Source organism: Polaromonas sp. CG_9.5 (assembly GCF_035984465.1).
In the GTDB taxonomy this organism is placed as follows: domain Bacteria; phylum Pseudomonadota; class Gammaproteobacteria; order Burkholderiales; family Burkholderiaceae_C; genus Polaromonas.
Window position 1 is genome coordinate 1 of sequence record NZ_JAXCHR010000017.1, and the last position, 18733, is coordinate 18733.

Sequence of the window (18733 nt, forward strand, 5' to 3'; positions counted from 1 at the left end):
GTTTGACCCTGCCGCATTCGACGTGGCCGAAATCAACCAGTGGCTCCACCAGACTGAGTCTTGAATTTCAATACGGGTACTGGGCGGACGCTTACCGATTTCGACACATGGCTGGCTGCGTTGCGGGACACAGTGGGGCAAAAACAGGTTTTGGCGAGGCTGGCCCGTTTGTCTTTGGGGCACTGGGGCGACTGCAATCCGGTTGGCGGCGATGTTGTCGAGCTTCGCCTGCATAGCGGTCCAGGCTATCGCGTCTATTGCTGGAAAGATGGCCTTACCGTGGTGATTGCACTGGGCGGTGGAGACAAGTCCAGCCAGGAGCGCGACATTGCCAAAGCACAGCACATGGTCACATTTTTGAAGGAGTAATCTGATGAACCCCACCGCCGCCGCACAACTTGGCATCAAACCCTTTGAAGCCGCCGACTACCTGCAATCCGACGAAGACTGCGCGCAGTACCTTCAGGCTTGTATGGACGAAGCGCCAGAAGACGCCGCCCTGTTCACCAAAGCCGTAGGCGACATCGCAAGGGCGCGCGGCATGATGCAACTGGCCCGCGACACCGGCATCACCCGAGAAGGGCTTTACAAAGCGCTGGGCGAACAAGGCAACCCCAGCTTTGCGACAGTGATCAAAGTCATGCACGCGCTGGGATTGCAGTTCAAGGTGGGGGCACGGCCGGCGCAAGGGTGAGTGCTAAATTGCGCTGTAGTCCTCGTGGGATATGCGCAAGCAGCTACAAAATTCATAGTGCAATGTGTTGCTTGATTCACTCCCGCAACAGAGCACGCGTACCGACTTCTTTTCATGGGCAACCAACATCGCGCCCATCGGCGGGAGCGCCTGTCAACTACCCATCAAGTAGACCAACGCCTGCAAGCTATTGTTTTGTATAGGTTTCACCCCACGCCATCGACGGATTAGGCCATTCCATCAAGTACTCAGCAAGCAAATTCAAGCCCAGCGCGGCACATAGCGCCGCATTTTGGGCGGTGCATCGGGGTCACTCAGGCGCACGACGCCTGCGTTTAGCGCTTCCTTGATCAGGCGGGACGCCGTGGCGCTGTTCTTGGTGTCGATGCCAAAGCGCTCGCGCAACGACGTATTGGTCATAAATTCTCGCTCTACGTAGCGCAGGCAAGCGTGCAAGTACACGGCCCGCACACGGTCGGCCTGGTCCATCTTGGTCAAGGTGCGCGGCGCAAACAGGGTGCTGCGGGTGCTATCGCCCACCACCTCAAAAGCAGGGGCGGGCAATTGATACAGCTCCGTTTGAAAAACCACCTTGTCCACACCGCTGCCACGCTCTTCGCAGATGCCCATGCGCCGCATCAGCGAAGCCAGCCCCTCGTTGCGAGAGCGGGGTGGGCTGTCCAGCATGCGAGAGGTTTCTACCAGCGGCACGCCGGGGTTGGTGATTTCCATGCGGTCGTCAAAAATCTCCACCATCGGCCCACTGCCGGTAATAGACAGGTCTTGGTGAATCAGCGCATTGGCCACCAGCTCACGAATCGCCAACTCAGGGTAAACCGGCACCGCCTTGCGCAGCGCCTGCCCAATCACCTCGTTCACCGGCAGTAGGTTGTTGATGAACCCTATCAAGCCCTCAAAGCCCGCCGCATAGCCCTTGGCCCCAGTCTGTTCACGCAGGGTATGGACTCGGCCCTTGCCCTTGTAAACCACCACCCGCACCGCCTTGCGTTGCAGCCCGCCAAAGTCTGACAACTGCTTGGCCAGCAAGATGGCGCCTACATTCGACACATTCCAATAACCGCCACCGGCAGCTTCAATCAACTTATCTGCGGCCAGCGCTTCCAAAATCGCGCTGTGCCCGTCGGGCAAGGCCCGGTCTACCAAATCAAAGTAGCTGGGGTAATCCAGCAATTTCAGCGTCTCATCCCCGGTGAGTTTCTCTGCGGCAGGCAAGCGCTCAAACGGCGTGGCATCTAGCGTGCGCCACAGGGCACGCTCTTTTTCTTGAAAGTCTTTCAGCCGCTTTTTATAAGTGCCAATCCGAATGAATGTGGCGCCGCCAAACTGCACCGGGTGCCGGAAAGCGCAGTCAATCTCTAGCAGCATGAGCTGCACACCATCAAACTCAACCCGCACAAACCGAAAGCCGATTTTGGGGGCGAGCTGGCGCAGCAGCCAGTTCTCTAGCTCTTCATTGCCCACGCGCTTGCTGAAAGGGTTAAACGCAGTGCCCAGCAATGCATGCGTGGCGTCATCAACACCCCAGACCATATAGGCGTGTGCCTTGCCCTCCAAGGCGGCCGAATTGGCCAGCGCAGAAATGTATTCACCAATTTCCGCCGGTTCGGCATCGTTGTGCTTGAACTCCAACCAGCCGGTTTCTTGCGGCAATGCGCACAGCTCGCGAACCAGGCTGGCCCAATACTGCACATCACGCATGGGTGCTGTCCTTCGACTTACGGCCCCGCGAAGCCTTCAATGGCGCAGATGTTGAGCGCTCGGCAGCGATGCGTGTCAGCAACACGCTGACTGGTTCGTCTTGCGGGTCTTGCGGCACCAGCTCTCCGCGAAAGGCCTTGGCCAGCACCAGTGGGCTCAGGCGCTGGGCGTGAGCGCGGGCGGTGGTTGCGCGGGCTTCGATGCGGTCGGCTAGGGCGAACAGGTTTTTTACCTGCCGAACAATTGCTTCAATTTCTGTCTGAGGAGGCACCGCAATTGGCAAAGCATTCAACGCGCCTTGAGTTAGCTTTGCTCTTCCCGTAGTCCCTGTGAGCCAGGGATGTACGTCGTAAAACATGAGTGAAAAACAGAGGTAATCCGCTCTGTGAACGTTGCCTGCTAACAAGACATGGGCATGATTGTTTACCCAGCAACGCCCAGAAGATCGATATGCGATTGGTTTTTCGCGCCCATAAAAAGTTTCGTCTTCGGTCACCAGTACCAACTCATCATCAAACAAAAAATCATCAACCATATCTACCTGGCCGTTTGCACCGTAGTACGGATACAAGCCCTTTGCAATAGCGCGCTTGTCTTTGGTGACAGGCACACGTTGATGATCCAGACACTCTGCAAACGTAGAAACGCTTTCGACCACCCATGACGCTGGTAGTTGCAACGCCCAATGCGTCAGGTCTGGCTTGCTAGGCTCCTTAAATTTTTTGTTGCTCGGTTGTTTCGCTCGTCGAGAGTTGAGCCGCTGTTCCACCTCTAGTTTGGCAACGCCAGTCGCTGTCGCATTCATGTCGCGCCATTCTTTGCTCAATTCCCCTGTAGTTGCCGCTCTTAACACCGTCTGCCGAAACCGTTTGAGCAAGGCGGGGATGGCGTCCAAGCGGTCGTTGCAGGACTGGATGCGGGTGAGCAGGGTGTCGAGTTGGTTGGCGATGCGGGTTTGCTCTGCGCGAGGTGCGAGCAGTATCGGTGTCTCCAGCAGGTAGTCTTTGGGCACACGTTTATGGCCAACAGAGCCCGTCATTAACATTGCACCTGTGCGCAAAAAGCCGTCGGTTTTCAGATGGGCTAACAAATACCGGGCATCAAGTGATTCTGTGCTGGTGCGACAAACAAAGTATTCCGTGCTGCCTGAGCCAACTCCATTCGGCAAAGCCTGTGCGATGCCAACTTTTCCGTTTTCAAAACAGGGCGTGATCTTTGCGAGAAGAACGTCACCATTTTGAAAATGGGTGTAGCCTTTTTTTACAGAAATCCATGGGCGTAATTCAAATCTAGGAACATCAAACCATGCTTTTCCAAGCAATGTCATCGGCACAAAACCAACTTCAGTTTGGTCGTCGATATCGGTTGTCTTTGGATTCAAATCAATCAGAGTGCCCAATGGAACGCGCACCCACCCTTCTGGCAACTCACTCATCTCGCCCCCTTCCAACAACACTCCACATCAGTCGTTCGCGCAGCTCCTGCAGAGGTTGGTATTGGGCGTAGTTTTTTAATTGTGCCGACAGCGTCGACAAATTGTCGCAACGCTGTCGCGACAATTTCAATACAGCAGTATTCGATTGGGCAGTATTCACAAATTGCCCTCGTCGGCGGTGGCGTCGTCCACCAGCAAGTCTTCCAGCGTGGCATCGGGGTCTTCGCCCAACTCTTCCAGCAGGCTACGCAGGTCGGCCATGGCGCCATCCAGTTCACGCATTACCAAGCGGGCCACCAGCGCGGGTTCGTCGCGCTGGGCCTCTGCGGTTTCGGCGTTGTCGTCTTTGAGCCAGCTGATGTCCAGGTTGTCGCCACGCGCTTTGATTTGCTCGCGGCTGTATTGGCGCCAGCGGCCTGCCTCGCCGGTGTCCACGCGCAGGGCCAAGGCTGCAGGGCCGCCGCAGGGGTCGGAGCCAAACACGTCTTCAAACTTGTCACGCGGAGTGCTGGCCGGTGCATCGGGCGCGGTGCGAAAGTAGTCGCGGGTAAAGGGAGTGCGCTTGCCAAACATGGGGCATGTTGGCGCGCATGTCGTACACCCACACTGCTTTGGTGTTGCCGGTGTCTTTAGCTCCTCGGGTAAAGAACAGCACATTGGTTTTGACACCCTGGGCGTAGAAGATGCCGGTGGGCAGGCGCAATATGGTGTGCAGGTTGCACTTGTCCATCAGGTCGCGGCGAATGTCTGCGCCAATATTGCTCTCAAACAGCACGTTGTCGGGCAGCACCACGGCGGCGCGGCCACCAGGTTTGAGGTTGCGGTAGATATGCTGCAAAAAGCAAAACTGCTTGTTGGTGGTGGGGTAGGTAAAGTCGGTGCGGGTGGGCAGGCCGCCGCCTTTTTTGGTGCCAAAGGGTGGATTGCTGAGGTTGAGTGTGGCCTGTGGCAGGCGGGTGCCTTCTTCGCCCAAGGTGTCGCCAAACTGGATGCCGCCTTCAATGCCGTGCAGCAGCATGTTCATCAGCGCCAGGCGGTGGGTGTCTTGCACCAGCTCCATGCCGTAAAAGGTGCTGGTGCGGTATTTGCGCTGCTGCGCTTCGGTGCGCGCGTCGGCCGGGAATTTGGCCCGCAGATAGTTGTTGGCGGCTATCAAAAATCCGCCGGTGCCAGCGGCCGGGTCTTGAATCACGTCGCTTAGCGTGGGCTGCATGACGGTGACGATGCTGTCGATCAAATCACGCGGGGTGAAGTACTGGCCCGCGCCGCTTTTCTTCTCATTGGCGTTGCGCTCCAGCAGGCCTTCATACAGGTCGCCCAGGTCGTCGCGCTGCACGCTGTACCAGTCAAGCTTGTCAATCTCCACCACCAGCTTCGACAAGGTGGCGGGCTTGGTGATGAAGGTGCTGGCGTTGGCATAGATTTGCTGCACGCTGCCATGGCCGTGCAGGCCGTAGTCCAGCAGCAGTTCTTTATACGTGTCCAGCCGGTCGGGGGCCGATGCGGCCATGAGGTCGGCCCAACGGGTGCCGTCCATTCTTACTTTTGGCTCGCCTTTCATGGGCGCTTTGTCGATGACCAGTGTGTCCTCTTGGCCGGTCTCTTGCATCATGCGCAAAAACAGCAGATAGGTGAGTTCGCTCACGTACTGGTGGTAGGTCACACCGTCGTCGCGCAACAGGTTGCACAGGTTCCACAGCTTGGCAACGATGTCAGACGCTGCGGGGTTCACTTGGGTCATAAATTCTTAGAGTTTTCAGGCAGACTTTTGATTGTCGGCCCACAGGGCGTCGTTAAAGGCTTCCAGCACGGGTTGGAGCTGGCCGTTGAAGAGTTTGTCTAGCCGGGCAAAGCCGCCGCCTTCGCGTTTGAAGAGCAGGTCGGGGTCGTCCAGCGCGTCGCGGTCTACCAGCATGTTGGCTTTGGTCTGCGCGGCAATGCGTTTAAGCCAATCGCGCTGGGGCTGCGTCCAGGGTTTGCCCGCCAGGGGCTTGGTCAGCAGGTCTTGCAGGGCGTGGTCTACGCGCTCGGCATACGGCAACAGCGCATCGCCAATGGCTGCTTGGCGGATGTAGCCAATGATGCGGGCGGCAATATCTTGATTGCTGTGCTCGCGCCAGGCGGTGGCCAAGCGGGTTTCGGTGAAGCCTGCCTGGTCTAGCGCCAGCACCAGTTCTTTAAGCTGCTTGCGGGTGAGGTCGCGTGGGCGGGTGAGCACGGTGATGAGCGCAGGCAGCTCATTGCCGTGACTGGTGATGAAGTCTTTGAACGCTTGTAAATAGTCTTCAGGCTTGCTGGCCGTGCCGTAGCCGCGCTCTATGCCTGCCAGTGCGTCGGGGTGGTCGGAGATAAACACGGGCTGGCCGCTGCTTTGGCGTTTGCGGTCCAGTATTTCGCCCAATTGGGGGTTATGAATAAACCAGTTGGCTATTTCGTCGACTGAGAGGGTGCGCAGTTTTTGAATGAAAGCGTCTGGCCCCATGCCAGCCTTGGTTTCAAAGTCTTGCGTGGCTTGTGCATCGAGGTGGCGCTTTTTGACTTGCAGCTTGGCCAAAAATTGCTCGCGTACCAATTCGCGCGCAGCAGGGTCTTGCACGGCCACCATTTCTTGCTCTAGCTGCGCAAAGCTGATGTTGGGGTTGACCACCACCGGGCGCATGGCGGTCAGGTTGCCAATGGCTTCAAAGATACGCACCGCGTCAAACACGCGGAAGCTGTCTTTGGGGGCGCCATCAAAATCGCACAGGCGGGTGGCGCGGCCCAGCATTTGGTCAAACAAGATGCGGCTGTTGACCTGGCGCAGGAAGACGAGGTTGCAGATTTCGGGCACGTCGATGCCGGTAGTGAGCAAGTCCACAGTCACGGTTACATTGGGCAGGCGTTCGTTTTTGAAGCGGCGGATCAGCTCCAGCGGTTTGTCGGCGTTGCCAGTGATTTTGATAACGGCGTCGTCTTCCACGCTGCCGTATTGGGCTTCAAATGCGGCCTTGAGCACGTCTACCACCAAGTCGGCATGGTCGGTGTTGACGCAGAAGATGAGTGTTTTGCGTTTGCCGGTGGGGTCTATCTCTTGCGCCAGGTACTGGCACACCACTTCATTAAAAGACCGGGTGATGACCTTGCGGTTGAAGTCCTCCACATTTAGGTCAATGGCGTCAGGCGCTTTGAACAGGTCGATCTGGTTGCGGCTTGCGTCGTATACCTTGACCTCTTCGCCCACCTTCCAGTGCATGCCGTCTTTTGATAACTCGGTGTAAATCTGAATAGGTGGCTCGTAGTCCACCAGAAAGCCATCGACCACGGCCTCGCGGTAGCTGTAGGTGTACGCCGGTGGGCCAAAAATCTCGGTGGTATGTAGAGCTGGGGTGGCGGTGAGGCCGATCTTGACGGCGTCAAAGTAGTCCAGCACGCGGCGGTATTTGGAGACGTAGTCGTCAAAACCGCGAAAGCTGAGCTCGGTGTCCGACATCTCGCGGTCCAGCGTGTAGCCGCGGTGGCACTCGTCAATCACCACACAGTCGTATTCATCTACCGTGGGCGGTGCCACACCGGCAGCCGGAAACAACACGCGGCGCATCATGCCTTGCACAGTGGCAATTTGGACGGCGGTGTCGTCGTCTGGCGATTGTTCTTGCAGTTCCTTAATGCCAAAGATGTCGGCAAAGGTTTGCAAGCGCTCCATGCGGGTGTCTTTGAACGAGTTGGCGGCCTGTTCGCCCAGTGCGGAGCGGTCCACCAAAAACAAGATGCGCTTAAAGCGCTGGGCCTTGAGCAGGCGATAAATCAGCGCAATGCATGTTTTGGTCTTACCGGTGCCGGTAGCCATGGCCAGCAAGATTTCGCGCTGGCCTTTGCCTATGCAGTCTTCCGTTGCAAGGATGGCCTGCTTTTGGTACGGGCGCAAAGGGAAGCCGAAGTTAAATTCGGCAATCGCCAACTGCTGGTGTGCTTTGACTTCGTCTGTGCCCAGCAGGCTTTTCAAGCCCTCTGGGCTGTACCAGCCGTCCAAGGCTTGGCTGCGGTTCTCCGGGTGGCGCAGGTCGCAAAACCAGATGCCGCTCTTGGTGGCCAACTGGCGCAGGTAGGGGCGACCATTGGCTGAGAAGACGAACGGAATGCGGTATTCAGACTTGTCGCCCCAATTGCGCTCGTGGAGCTGCGTTTCGCCACTGGCCGTAAATGTGCGGCTGTAGCGTTTGGCTTGCTGCAGCGCGCCGGATACGTCGACGTTTTTGCGCTTGGCTTCGACCACGGCCATGGGTGTGAGGCCGTGGAACAGCACGTAGTCGGCTACGTTACCGTCGCACGGCCACTCTGCAATGGCCAGGTTGCGTCCGCGTTGGGGACGCTTGCCCTTGCTGTAGCGCAGGGTGGGGGTGTCTGCCTCCCAGCCCGCTTGGCGCAGTTGCGCGTCGATGATGCGGCGGGTCTCGGATTCGTCCAGTTGCACCTGGGTGGCGGCGGAGGCCGAGGAGCGGAGGAATGTTGTGAACTGAGCGCTTGGAGCGGCTTGCGCGGCAGCTTGCAAAGACGCCAACTGTTCAGCCAGTTGCGCTTTCTCTTGTTCGGACTCGGTCGCCAATTGCTCCCAAACGGCTCGCTCTTCGCTCAGCGACGATAGCTGTGATTGGGCTGAATGCAATGCGACGTTAGTTTGTGCGTGCTGCGCTTGAAAGCCACTGACCGCTTCACGTAGTCGGGCCAACTCTGTCTGCAGCTCTGCAGTTTCTTGCTGCGGGGCCTGCGGGGGTACAAATGGCCCTGATTTGTATGCGGCATCTTTGAACGTGCGGTGAAACCAAAGCGCCAATTGCCAGCACAGCTTGAGTGTGGACAAGGCGCTTGCATGGTTGCCTTCCAGCGCGTGATTGGCTGCGTTGCCATTCACGCGGATTTGATCGAATACCTGCTTTATTTCCCTGGGTAGCGCACCTTCGTTTGCCAAGCGCCGAATGAGCTCGTATTGGGTTTCGCTAGGGTTTGTTAAAAGCCCGATTCGGGCTGCCAGTGACTGGGCCAATATCTCGGAGAACTGACGCAGCTTAAGTAGGCTGGTATTGGGGTCTTCTGCAAAATACCGTTCAGCGACAGCGCCGAGGCGCCAAAGCTGCTCCTCGTAAGGGCGCAGCATGTCAAAGTTGGAGCGGATGCTTGGTGTCATGGAGTGCCGATTCTCCGCTACAGCCGGCTTCTGAAAGCGGATGGCCTGCCGGCTCTGATCAACAACTTGCTTGTTGCCCGCGTAGCCGCCACATAAAACACGCGCGCCGCCTCCGTCTCGTCCTCGCCCGGCGCAGGCATGTGCCCCACGCCGGATAGCGCCACCACGGGGAACTCCAGGCCTTTGCTGACCTTCATGGTCATGACCTGAATGGCGTCTGCGCCGGGGTTGTAGTCGCCTCTTTTAGTTGTGCGCTCACGAGGACTTCTTTCCTTTGATCGTCTTGCTGGCTTTCGGTGCCTTTTTATCCTCATGCGCCAGAAACCCAATGGGTCGTTTGATCGGCTCCAGTGGTGTGGTCAGCTCACGCACCGCGTCCAGTAGTTGGCGCAACTGCAGCCGGGTGTTCCTGCTAAACGCATCGTGCGACATCTCTAGCGATTCGGTCTTCATCTCCAAGTCGGCCAGGCGCTTGGCGACATCCACATTGGCAGACAGTGACTGGCGCAACTGCACAAACGCGCGCACTACATAAATGCCCATCTCCACTGCTTGGCTTGACGTCAGCACATTAGCTGCCTGAATCGCCCCGTGCTCAGTAAACGCAAACGGCAGCGTCTTGGAAAACTTCAGGTTTTGGAGGTGGTCGCAATTTGCGACCACCTCGGTTTTCTCATCCTGCGTAAGTTGAAACAGAAAATCGCTGGGGAAGCGGTCCTGGTTGCGTTTGACCTGCTCATTGAGTCGCTTGGTCTGTACGCCGTACAGCGTCGCCAAGTCCACATCCAGCATGACCCGCAGGCCGCGAATCACTTGGATACGGCTCTCAATGCGCGGCACCAGTACCGAGTTGCTCGTAATCATGCTTGTAGCCTTTTCATGTTCCTAGCATTGCCCCAAACCCGCTGTCGCCGCCGACTGTCACTAGCAATTTCTGCGTAGCCCTTGTCGCCGCCACATAAAACACCCGGGCCGCCTCCGTCTCGTCCTCGCCCCGCGCAGGCATGTGCCCCACGCGGGGTAGCGCCACTACGGGGAACTCCAGGCCTTTGCTGATCTTCGTGGTCATCACCTTGATGGCGTCTGCACCGGGGTTGTAGTCGCCGCTGCGTTTGCGCACGCGGTGCGGCGACTTGCATTGGGCCAAGGCGTTGGCCAAGTGGGCGGCTATGGAAAACGCTTCGTCACGGAGTGTGGGCAGTTTGATGATGACGAGGGCTTGTCCGTCGCGCCCGCACCTCAAGAGTTGCTTCGGGCCAACCCGCACGGTGCGCCAACGCGAAAAATCACTGAGCAGTTGCCCCAAGCGCTCAGCCATCCGGCGCTTGCCCGCGCTATCGAATGAAGTGATCCCTGTACTGGGAATAAGAGTCGCCATTTCGCTGCCACCGCCCTGTCTTGTTGTTCAGTTTTTGATTAACACTTGGTAACAGGCGATCATGCAGCCAATGTTGCTTCGGAAGCCGAGTTAGATGCGAATTAATTCGACGGAGTGTTTACGTTGCGTGTCTCCAGAAGCCGCATCGCCATCCGCCTCATAAGACAGGGCTCAGAAACGTGGCATAGCGCGGTTGCCGTTTGAGTGACTGCCGTCTGCGCGTGGGCAGAACCGGTAGACGCAGTTGCAATACCCGTCTGCTACGTAAACCATAGCAACAAGCGCATCACCAGATTGCGGAAGCAATCTATTTCCCTGATTTCTCGTAACTACTCAGCTTGTTCATGAATCAGGTCACCGAGTCCGGATGACTTCGTCCCCATTGGGGAATGTTGGGGCGAGTGCCAGCGAGCGGGAGTGCTGCCCAAAAAATCGTCATCGGGGAACCCTCACCCCCGCCCTCTCCCAGAGGGAGAGGGAGCAAGAAGGTCAAATTCGATAAGCTGCGCAGTTACGGTTTTTTCGCCGTATCCCGCAATAAGTGCCCCAGCGGCAGCGCGCCGCTGGCTTTCACCTCGCCGAGCGAAAAGCTGGTGTGCAGGTCTTTCACATTTGGCAGGTTGATCAGCACGTCGCGCGCAAACTGGCTGAAGCTGTTCAGGTCGCGGCTGACGACCTGCAGTTCAAATGTGCCGGTGCCGCTGATGTAGTGGCAGCTGACCACTTCCGGAATCTTGCGGATCGCTTCTTCCAGCGACTGCAGCACGTCGCCGCTGTTGCGGGCGGCGTCTAGGCGCACGAAGGCCAGCACGCCCAGGCCGATCTTGTGGCGGTTGATCTCGGCGCGGTAGCCGGTGATGAAGCCGGATTCCTCCAGTGCCCGTACCCGTCGCCAGCACGGCGCGGCTGACAAGCCGACGCGCGACGCCAGTTCGGTGTTGGTCAGGCGCGCATCAAGCTGCAACTCGTTCAGGATGGCGATATCAAACTTGTCCAATGTTTCCATTTTTCGTATTTTGCAGCAAGAATCTTTCGCGAGGCGCGCTAAATCAGGCAAAAAAAGCAAAGACATATCACAAGGCGGGACATACACTTTTGCCTAAAGTCAAAGCACAGGCCTGACCGGGCTTGACGCTGGCAAAACCATCTGCCCACAAGGCGGGTTACAAAAACCATCCTGGAGACAAACACCATGAATGCACCGCTGCCCGAGCACATCCGCAAAGCGCTGGAAACCGTCACGCTCGACGACAAATATTCGATTGACCGGGGCCGCGCCTTCATGAGCGGCGTGCAGGCGCTGGTGCGGTTGCCGATGCTGCAGCGCACGCGTGATGCCATCAACGGGTTGAACACCGGCGGTTTCATCAGCGGCTACCGGGGTTCGCCACTCGGCGGCTACGACCAGGCGCTGTGGGCGGCCAAAAAGCACTTGGCGGCGCAAAACATCGTCTTTCAGCCCGGCGTGAACGAGGAACTGGGCGCCACCGCTGTCTGGGGTACGCAGCAGCTCGACCTGTACCCGCAAAGCAAAAAGTTCGACGGCGTGTTTGGCATCTGGTACGGCAAGGGGCCGGGCGTGGACCGTTGCTCGGACGTGTTCAAGCATGCCAATATGGCCGGCACGGCGAAACATGGCGGCGTGATTGCGATTGCCGGCGATGACCATATTTCCAAAAGCTCGACCGCGCCGCACCAGAGCGACCACATTTTCAAGGCCTGCGGCCTGCCGGTGTTCTTTCCATCCAGCGTGCAGGAAATCCTCGACATGGGGCTGCATGCGTTTGCCATGAGCCGCTTTTCGGGCGTCTGGTCAGGCATGAAGACGATTCAGGAAGTGGTGGAGTCGTCGAGTTCGGTGTCGGTGGACCCGGACCGCGTGAAAATCATCATGCCCGAGGACTTTGAGATGCCGCCGGGTGGCCTGCACATCCGCTGGCCCGACGCGCCGCTGGAGCAGGAAGCGCGGCTGATGGACTACAAATGGTATGCCGCACTGGCCTATGTGCGCGCCAACAAGCTCAACTACAACGTCATTTCCGGGCCAAACGACCGCTTCGGCCTGATTTCCAGCGGCAAGGCCTTCAACGACACGCGCCAGGCGCTGAACGACCTGGGGCTGGACGAAGACACCTGCCACCAGCTCGGCATCCGGCTGCACAAGGTCAACGTGGTGTGGCCGCTTGAGGCCAGCATCACGCGAGACTTTGCGCAGGGGCTGCAGGAAATTCTGGTGGTGGAAGAAAAGCGTCAGGTCATTGAATACCAGATCAAGGAAGAGCTCTACAACTGGCGCGCTGACGTGCGGCCTACCGTGCTCGGCAAGTTCGACGAACCCGAAGGTGACCAGTCGGGTGGCGAATGGGGCCGTGCCAACCCGAGCGACAACTGGCTGCTGCGCGCCAAGGCCGACCTGACGCCGGCCATCATTGCCAAGGCGATTGCCAAGCGCCTGAAAAAACTGGGCGTGCCCAGCGACATCGTGGCGCGCATGGATGCCAGGCTGGCGGTGATTGACGCCCGTGAGCGCGCATTGGTCGAGACCAAGCTGGACACCGGCGAACGCGCGCCGTGGTTTTGCAGCGGCTGCCCGCACAACACCAGCACGCGCGTGCCCGAAGGTTCACGCGCCGTGGCCGGCATTGGCTGCCACTACATGGCGACGTGGATGGACCGCAGCACCTCGACCTTCACGCAGATGGGCGGCGAGGGTGTGAGCTGGATTGGCCAGGCACCGTTCACCACCGATGCGCATGTGTTTGCCAATCTGGGCGATGGCACCTACTTTCACAGCGGCCTGCTGGCGATTCGCCAGAGCATTGCCGCTGGCGTCAACATCACCTACAAGATTTTGTACAACGATGCGGTCGCCATGACCGGCGGCCAGCAGGTCGGCGAGCGGCCCGAAGGCCATTCGGTGGCGCAAATCGCGCACAGCCTGCGCGCCGAGGGCGTGGTCAAGCTGATCGTGGTCACCGACGAGCCCGAGAAATACCACGGACGCACGCACACGCAGGACGCCAGTGCCGCGCGTGCCGGCCACGCCGAGTTATTGAACGATTTGCCGGCGGGCGTCGAGGTGTTTCACCGTGATGAACTCGACAAACTCCAGCGCGAGTTCCGCGAGCTCAAGGGCTGCACCGCCATCATTTACGACCAGACCTGCGCGACGGAAAAGCGCCGCCGCCGCAAGCGCGGCACGCTGGTCGACCCGGCCAAGCGCGTGGTCATCAACGAGCTGGTGTGCGAAGGCTGCGGCGACTGCTCGGTGCAATCGAACTGCCTGTCGGTCGAGCCGCTGGAAACCGAATTTGGCCGCAAGCGTCGTATCAACCAGAACACCTGCAACAAGGACTACTCCTGCGTCAAAGGCTTTTGCCCGAGCTTTGTGACCGTCGAGGGCGGACAGCTCAAAAAGCCCAAGAAAGAAAAGAAGGGCGACCTGAACAGCTTGAGCCCGATTCCCGAGCCGGTACTGCCGGTCGCTGAAAAGGCCTGGGGCATCGTCGTTGGCGGCGTCGGCGGCACCGGCGTCATCACCATCGGCCAGTTACTGGGCATGGCCGCGCACCTGGAAGGCAAGGGCGTGGTGACGCAGGACGCGGGCGGCCTGGCGCAAAAAGGCGGCGCGACCTGGAGCCACATTCAGATCGCCAACCGGCCTGAAGCAATTTTCACCACCAAGGTCGATACGGCAAAGGCTGACTTGGTGATTGGCTGCGACCCGATTGTCACGGCCAGCCCGTACACGCTGGCGACCATGCAGCCGGGCCGCACCTTTGTCGCCATGAACTCGCACGGCGCGCCAACGGCGGCGTTTGTCACCAACCCCGGCTGGCAATTTCCGGGTGGCAATTGCGAAAGCGCGGTGCAGGCTGCCGTGGGCGCAGAAGGCATGGCGAGTTTTGATGCCGAACAGGTTGCAGTGCAGCTAATTGGCGACTCTATCTACACCAACCCGCTGATTCTGGGTTTTGCCTGGCAAAAAGGCCGGGTGCCGCTGTCGCATGCCGCGCTGATGCGCGCCATCGAACTCAATGCCGTGCAGGTAGACAACAACAAGGCAGCGTTTGAATGGGGCCGTCGCTGTGCGCATGACCTGGCGTCAGTGCAGGCAATGTTCAAGGCGGCGCAGGTGATTGAATTCGTCAAAAAGCCATCGCAGACCGAAATGCTGACCAAGCGGGTGGCTTTCCTGACGGCTTACCAGAATGCAGCCTACGCACAGACCTATCAGTCCTTCGTGGAAAAAGTGCGCGCGGCAGAAGCGCCATTGGGCAAAACCACGCTGACCGAGGCAGTGACCCGTTATCTTTTCAAGCTCATGGCCTATAAGGACGAGTACGAAGTGGCGCGGCTGCACACGGACACCAGCTTCCTGAACAAGGTCAACGCCATGTTTGAAGGCGACTTCAAGCTCAATTACCACCTGGCGCCGCCGCTGCTGGCGAAGAAGAACGACCAGGGCGAGCTGCAAAAGCAGCAATTCGGCCCGTGGATGCTGACCGGCTTTAAATTGCTGGCCAAGCTCAAGGGTCTGCGCGGCACGTCTTTGGATGTGTTCGGCCGTACCGAAGAGCGCAAGGAAGAGCGCGCGTTGATTGCCGAGTACCGGGCGAGCATTGAGGAAGTGCTTGCCCGCCTGAGTATTGAAAATCATGCGACTGCGGTGGAAATCGCCCGGATTCCCGAGCTGATCAAGGGTTACGGCCATGTCAAGGCACGCCATTTGGCCGCAGCCCGGCCGCAATGGACGGCGTTGATGCAGGCCTTTCGCCAGCCAGCCATCGTGCAGAAAAAGCAGGCCGCCTGACGCTGCATACGTCTGCCGCCCGGGCTGTTTCAAGCTTTCCGGGCGGCAGGCCAACTGCCGTGGCGGGAGGTGCGTGAAAAATAGCCGTACGCGCGCCGGTTAAATTCGCGGCTTTTACTCGACGCATACAATCCACGATTTCCTGCTCCGGTCTTGCTGGCCTGAGCGCCTGTCAGTGTTTCTTTCCTAATCGTGGAGTTACCCGTGTTTATTTCATCAGCTTTTGCCCAAACTGCCCCCGCTGCTGCTGCAGCCGGTGGCAGCGACATGATGTCCACCCTGACCGGCATGCTGCCGCTGGTGCTGATGTTTGTGGTGCTGTATTTCGTGATGATCCGCCCGCAGATGCGCAAGCAAAAAGAGCATCGCACCATGATTGAAGCGCTGGCCAAAGGCGACGAAGTCGCTACTGCCGGTGGTTTGCTGGGCAAGGTCACACGTCTGGGTGAAGGCTACCTGACGCTGGAAATTTCCCCGGGTGTTGAAGTGCAACTGCAGCGCAGCGCGATTGTCCAGGTGCTGCCCAAGGGCGCCATCAACAGCGCCAAATAAAGCACCATTGCAATAACATGCTCCAGTCGGACCCTGGCTGGACCAGCCGGGTCTGCACTTTGTCTATCCGTTCATCAGGAACAAATCTCTCATGAATCGTTATCCGGCCTGGAAGTACGTCCTTATTGTGGTCGTGCTGCTGATCGCAGCCCTGTACACGTTGCCCAATTTCTTTGGCGAAGCGCCTGCGGTGCAAATTTCCAGCAGCAAGTCCACCGTCAAAGTCGACACGACGACGCTGGCCAAGGTGGAGCAGGCGTTGAAAGGCGCTGGCATCACGGCAGATGGCATCACGCTGGAAGCCGGTTCCATCAAGGCCCGCTTTGGCGATACCGATACCCAGGGCAAGGCCAAGGACGCCATCCAGACAGCGCTTTCGCCAGACCCTTCCGATTCGTCTTATGTGGTTGCGCTGAACTTGTTGTCGCGCTCACCGGCGTGGCTGACATCGCTGAACGCCAACCCGATGTACCTGGGGCTGGATTTGCGCGGCGGCGTGCATTTCATGCTGCAGGTGGACATGAAGGCTGCGCTGACCAAGCGTGCCGAGTCGCTGGCCGGTGACATTCGCCTGTCTCTGCGTGAAAAAAATATTCGCCACAGTGGCATTGCCCGCAACGGCGACGTGATCGAAATTCGCTTTGGTGATTCGGCCACCCTCACATCGGCCAAAAACCTGATCCAGGACCAGATTCCAGACCTCGAGATGGTGGAAGCCCCCGACGGCACCGGCTACAAGCTGAGCGCCACTATCAAGCCTGATGCTGCCCGCCGTATCCAGGACCAGGCGCTCAAGCAAAACATGGTGACGCTGCACAACCGGATCAATGAACTGGGCGTGGCCGAGCCGGTGATCCAGCAGCAGGGCATCGACCGCATCGTGGTGCAACTGCCGGGCGTGCAGGACACGGCCAAGGCCAAGGACATTCTGGGCCGTACCGCCACGCTTGAGATGCGTTTGGTGGAAGACAGCGCCGAAGCCCGCGCCGCTGAAAACAACAACGGCCCTGTGCCCTTTGGCGCGGAACGCTTTTTCGAGCGCAACGGCCAGGCGGTGATTGTCAAAAAGCAGGTCATCCTGACTGGCGAAAACCTGACCGATGCCCAACCAGGCTTTGATTCGCAGAATCAGCAACCCAAGGTTGATTTGACAGTGGATGCCAAGGGCGGCCGCATCATGCGCGACACCAGCCGCGAAAACCTGAAAAAACGCATGGCGATCCTGCTGTTTGAAAAAGGCAAGGGCGAAGTGCTGACGGCGCCGGTCATCCAGGGCGAACTCGGCAACCGTTTCCAGATTTCCGGCTCCATGAGCGTTGCCGAAGCCAGCGACCTGGCGTTGCTGCTGCGCGCCGGCTCACTGGCTGCGCCAATGGAGATTATTGAAGAGCGCACGATTGGGCCCACGCTGGGCGCCGAAAATATCACCAAGGGCTTTCATAGCGTGTCTTGGGGCTTTGCGGTGATCGTGGCTTTCATGGCGACGTACTACATGCTGTTCGGTTTGTTTTCCGGAATTGCGCTGGCGGTCAATTTGCTGCTGCTGGTGGCGGTGCTGTCAATGCTGCAGGCGACTTTGACCCTGCCGGGCATGGCGGCGATGGCGCTGGCGCTGGGCATGGCGATTGACTCCAACGTGCTGATCAATGAGCGCATTCGTGAAGAGCTTCGCGCGGGGGCTTCGCCGCAGGCCGCGATTCATGCGGGCTATGAACGCGCATGGGCGACGATTCTGGACTCCAACGTCTCGACACTGATTGCTGGTTTGGCCTTGTTAGCCTACGGCTCCGGGCCGGTGCGTGGCTTTGCCGTGGTGCATTGCATCGGTATTTTGACCAGTATGTTCTCGTCCGTCTTTTTCTCCCGCGGCTTGGTCAACCTCTGGTATGGTCGGCAAAAAAAGCTCAAGTCGCTGTCGATCGGTACGGTCTGGCATCCGCCAGCAGATGGCGTACTCGTCAAGTAATATCGCCCACTTTTTTCTGAGCTGCTTTCCTAGGACTCGAGATGGAATTTTTCAAAATCCGGCGTGACATTCCGTTCATGCGGCATGCCCTGATCTTTAACGTCATCAGTTTTATCACCTTTGCGCTGGCGGTTTTTTTCCTGCTCACGCGCGGCTTGCACCTGTCGGTCGAGTTCACCGGCGGCACGCTGATGGAGGTCAACTACACCCAGGCCGCCGACGTCGGCAAGATTCGCGACACGGTGTCAAAACTGGGCCTGAATGATGTGCAGGTGCAGAGTTTTGGCACTTCGCGTGACGTGATGATCCGCCTGCCGGCGCAAAAAGGCGTCAGCACCGCGCAGCAGAGCGATACCGTGATTGCCGCCCTCAAGGCCGCCAGCCCTGACGTGACGCTGCGCCGCACCGAGTTCGTCGGTCCGCAAGTGGGCGAGGAACTGGCGCAGGACGGCCTCAAGGCCCTGGCCATGGTGGTGTTCGGCATCATGGTCTACCTGGCGTTTCGTTTCGAGTGGAAATACGCGGTGGCGGCCATCATCGCCAACCTGCATGACGTGATCATCATTCTCGGATTTTTCGCCTTTTTCCAGTGGGAATTTTCGCTCGCCGTGCTGGCCGCCGTGCTGGCGGTGCTGGGTTATTCGGTGAACGAATCAGTGGTGATCTTTGACCGGATTCGCGAGAATTTCCGCCGCTACCGCAAGATGAACACGCAGGAGATCATCGACAACGCGATCACCTCCACCATCAGCCGGACCATCATCACCCACGGCTCGACCCAGATCATGGTGCTGTCGATGCTGCTGTTCGGCGGTCCGACGCTGTTCTATTTTGCGCTGGCGCTGACTATCGGCATTTTGTTCGGCATCTATTCGTCGGTGTTCGTGGCGGCGGCGATTGCCATGTGGCTGGGCATCAAGCGTGAAGACCTGATCAAGGGGCCGGCGAGAAAAGAAGAAGATCCCAACGATCCGAACGCAGGCGCCACGGTGTAACTCTCCTTAGTAGTCGTTCA

15 protein-coding genes are annotated in these 18733 nt (G+C 58.6%); 6 read left to right on the plus strand and 9 right to left on the minus strand.

Features of this window, described 5'->3' with window-relative positions:
- The first annotated feature begins 60 nt into the window (after window positions 1–60).
- Both RCH06_RS13185 and RCH06_RS13190 read left to right on the plus strand, forming a co-directional pair.
- Window positions 61–369: a type II toxin-antitoxin system RelE/ParE family toxin gene (locus RCH06_RS13185; protein ID WP_327081925.1), complete on the plus strand. Its 309-nt coding sequence runs from the start codon at window positions 61–63 to the stop codon at window positions 367–369.
- A 4-nt stretch (window positions 370–373) separates the two neighbouring features.
- Window positions 374–694 (plus strand): addiction module antidote protein, encoded by a 321-nt coding sequence (locus RCH06_RS13190; protein ID WP_327081926.1) that lies wholly within the window; start codon window positions 374–376, stop codon window positions 692–694.
- Between the two features lie 261 nt (window positions 695–955).
- Here RCH06_RS13190 and RCH06_RS13195 read toward each other — a convergent pair whose 3' ends face one another.
- The 9 genes from RCH06_RS13195 to RCH06_RS13235 all read right to left on the minus strand — a co-directional run bounded on the left by RCH06_RS13195 (window position 956) and on the right by RCH06_RS13235 (window position 11393).
- Complete coding sequence (locus RCH06_RS13195) at window positions 956–2413, minus strand: ATP-binding protein (protein ID WP_327081927.1); 1458 nt, start codon at window positions 2411–2413, stop codon at window positions 956–958.
- Window positions 2406–3848, minus strand: coding sequence for a restriction endonuclease subunit S (locus RCH06_RS13200; RefSeq protein WP_327081928.1), 1443 nt, complete (start codon window positions 3846–3848; stop codon window positions 2406–2408). The genes RCH06_RS13195 and RCH06_RS13200 overlap by 8 nt, the downstream gene beginning before the upstream one ends.
- A 156-nt stretch (window positions 3849–4004) precedes the next feature.
- Window positions 4005–4421 (minus strand): hypothetical protein, encoded by a 417-nt coding sequence (locus RCH06_RS13205; RefSeq protein WP_327081929.1) that lies wholly within the window; start codon window positions 4419–4421, stop codon window positions 4005–4007.
- Window positions 4345–5589, minus strand: a complete 1245-nt coding sequence (locus RCH06_RS13210) for a class I SAM-dependent DNA methyltransferase (RefSeq protein WP_327081930.1) — start codon at window positions 5587–5589, stop codon at window positions 4345–4347. Before RCH06_RS13210 ends, RCH06_RS13205 begins: the two co-directional genes overlap by 77 nt.
- A 15-nt stretch (window positions 5590–5604) precedes the next feature.
- Window positions 5605–9009, minus strand: a complete 3405-nt coding sequence (gene hsdR, locus RCH06_RS13215; RefSeq protein ID WP_327081931.1) for a type I restriction-modification system endonuclease — start codon at window positions 9007–9009, stop codon at window positions 5605–5607.
- A 17-nt stretch (window positions 9010–9026) separates the two neighbouring features.
- Window positions 9027–9323 (minus strand): 3'-5' exonuclease, encoded by a 297-nt coding sequence (locus RCH06_RS13220; protein ID WP_442799653.1) that lies wholly within the window; start codon window positions 9321–9323, stop codon window positions 9027–9029.
- Entirely contained in the window at window positions 9265–9873 is a 609-nt protein-coding gene (locus tag RCH06_RS13225; RefSeq protein ID WP_327081932.1) for an ORF6N domain-containing protein, read from the minus strand. Before RCH06_RS13225 ends, RCH06_RS13220 begins: the two co-directional genes overlap by 59 nt.
- A 13-nt stretch (window positions 9874–9886) precedes the next feature.
- Window positions 9887–10327, minus strand: a complete 441-nt coding sequence (locus tag RCH06_RS13230) for a 3'-5' exonuclease (protein WP_327081933.1) — start codon at window positions 10325–10327, stop codon at window positions 9887–9889.
- A gap of 571 nt (window positions 10328–10898) precedes the next feature.
- On the minus strand, window positions 10899–11393 hold the full coding sequence (locus tag RCH06_RS13235) for an Lrp/AsnC family transcriptional regulator (protein WP_327081934.1): 495 nt from the start codon (window positions 11391–11393) through the stop codon (window positions 10899–10901).
- A gap of 186 nt (window positions 11394–11579) precedes the next feature.
- Between RCH06_RS13235 and RCH06_RS13240 the strand changes: the two genes are divergently transcribed.
- From RCH06_RS13240 to secF, 4 genes are all read left to right on the plus strand, one after another.
- Window positions 11580–15200, plus strand: a complete 3621-nt coding sequence (locus tag RCH06_RS13240; RefSeq protein WP_327081935.1) for an indolepyruvate ferredoxin oxidoreductase family protein — start codon at window positions 11580–11582, stop codon at window positions 15198–15200.
- A 204-nt stretch (window positions 15201–15404) separates the two neighbouring features.
- Entirely contained in the window at window positions 15405–15752 is a 348-nt protein-coding gene (gene yajC / locus RCH06_RS13245; RefSeq protein WP_327081936.1) for a preprotein translocase subunit YajC, read from the plus strand.
- A 91-nt stretch (window positions 15753–15843) separates the two neighbouring features.
- Window positions 15844–17718, plus strand: a complete 1875-nt coding sequence (gene secD / locus RCH06_RS13250; protein WP_327081937.1) for a protein translocase subunit SecD — start codon at window positions 15844–15846, stop codon at window positions 17716–17718.
- A 41-nt stretch (window positions 17719–17759) separates the two neighbouring features.
- Window positions 17760–18713 (plus strand): protein translocase subunit SecF, encoded by a 954-nt coding sequence (gene secF, locus RCH06_RS13255; RefSeq protein WP_327081938.1) that lies wholly within the window; start codon window positions 17760–17762, stop codon window positions 18711–18713.
- The last annotated feature ends 20 nt before the right edge of the window (window positions 18714–18733 follow it).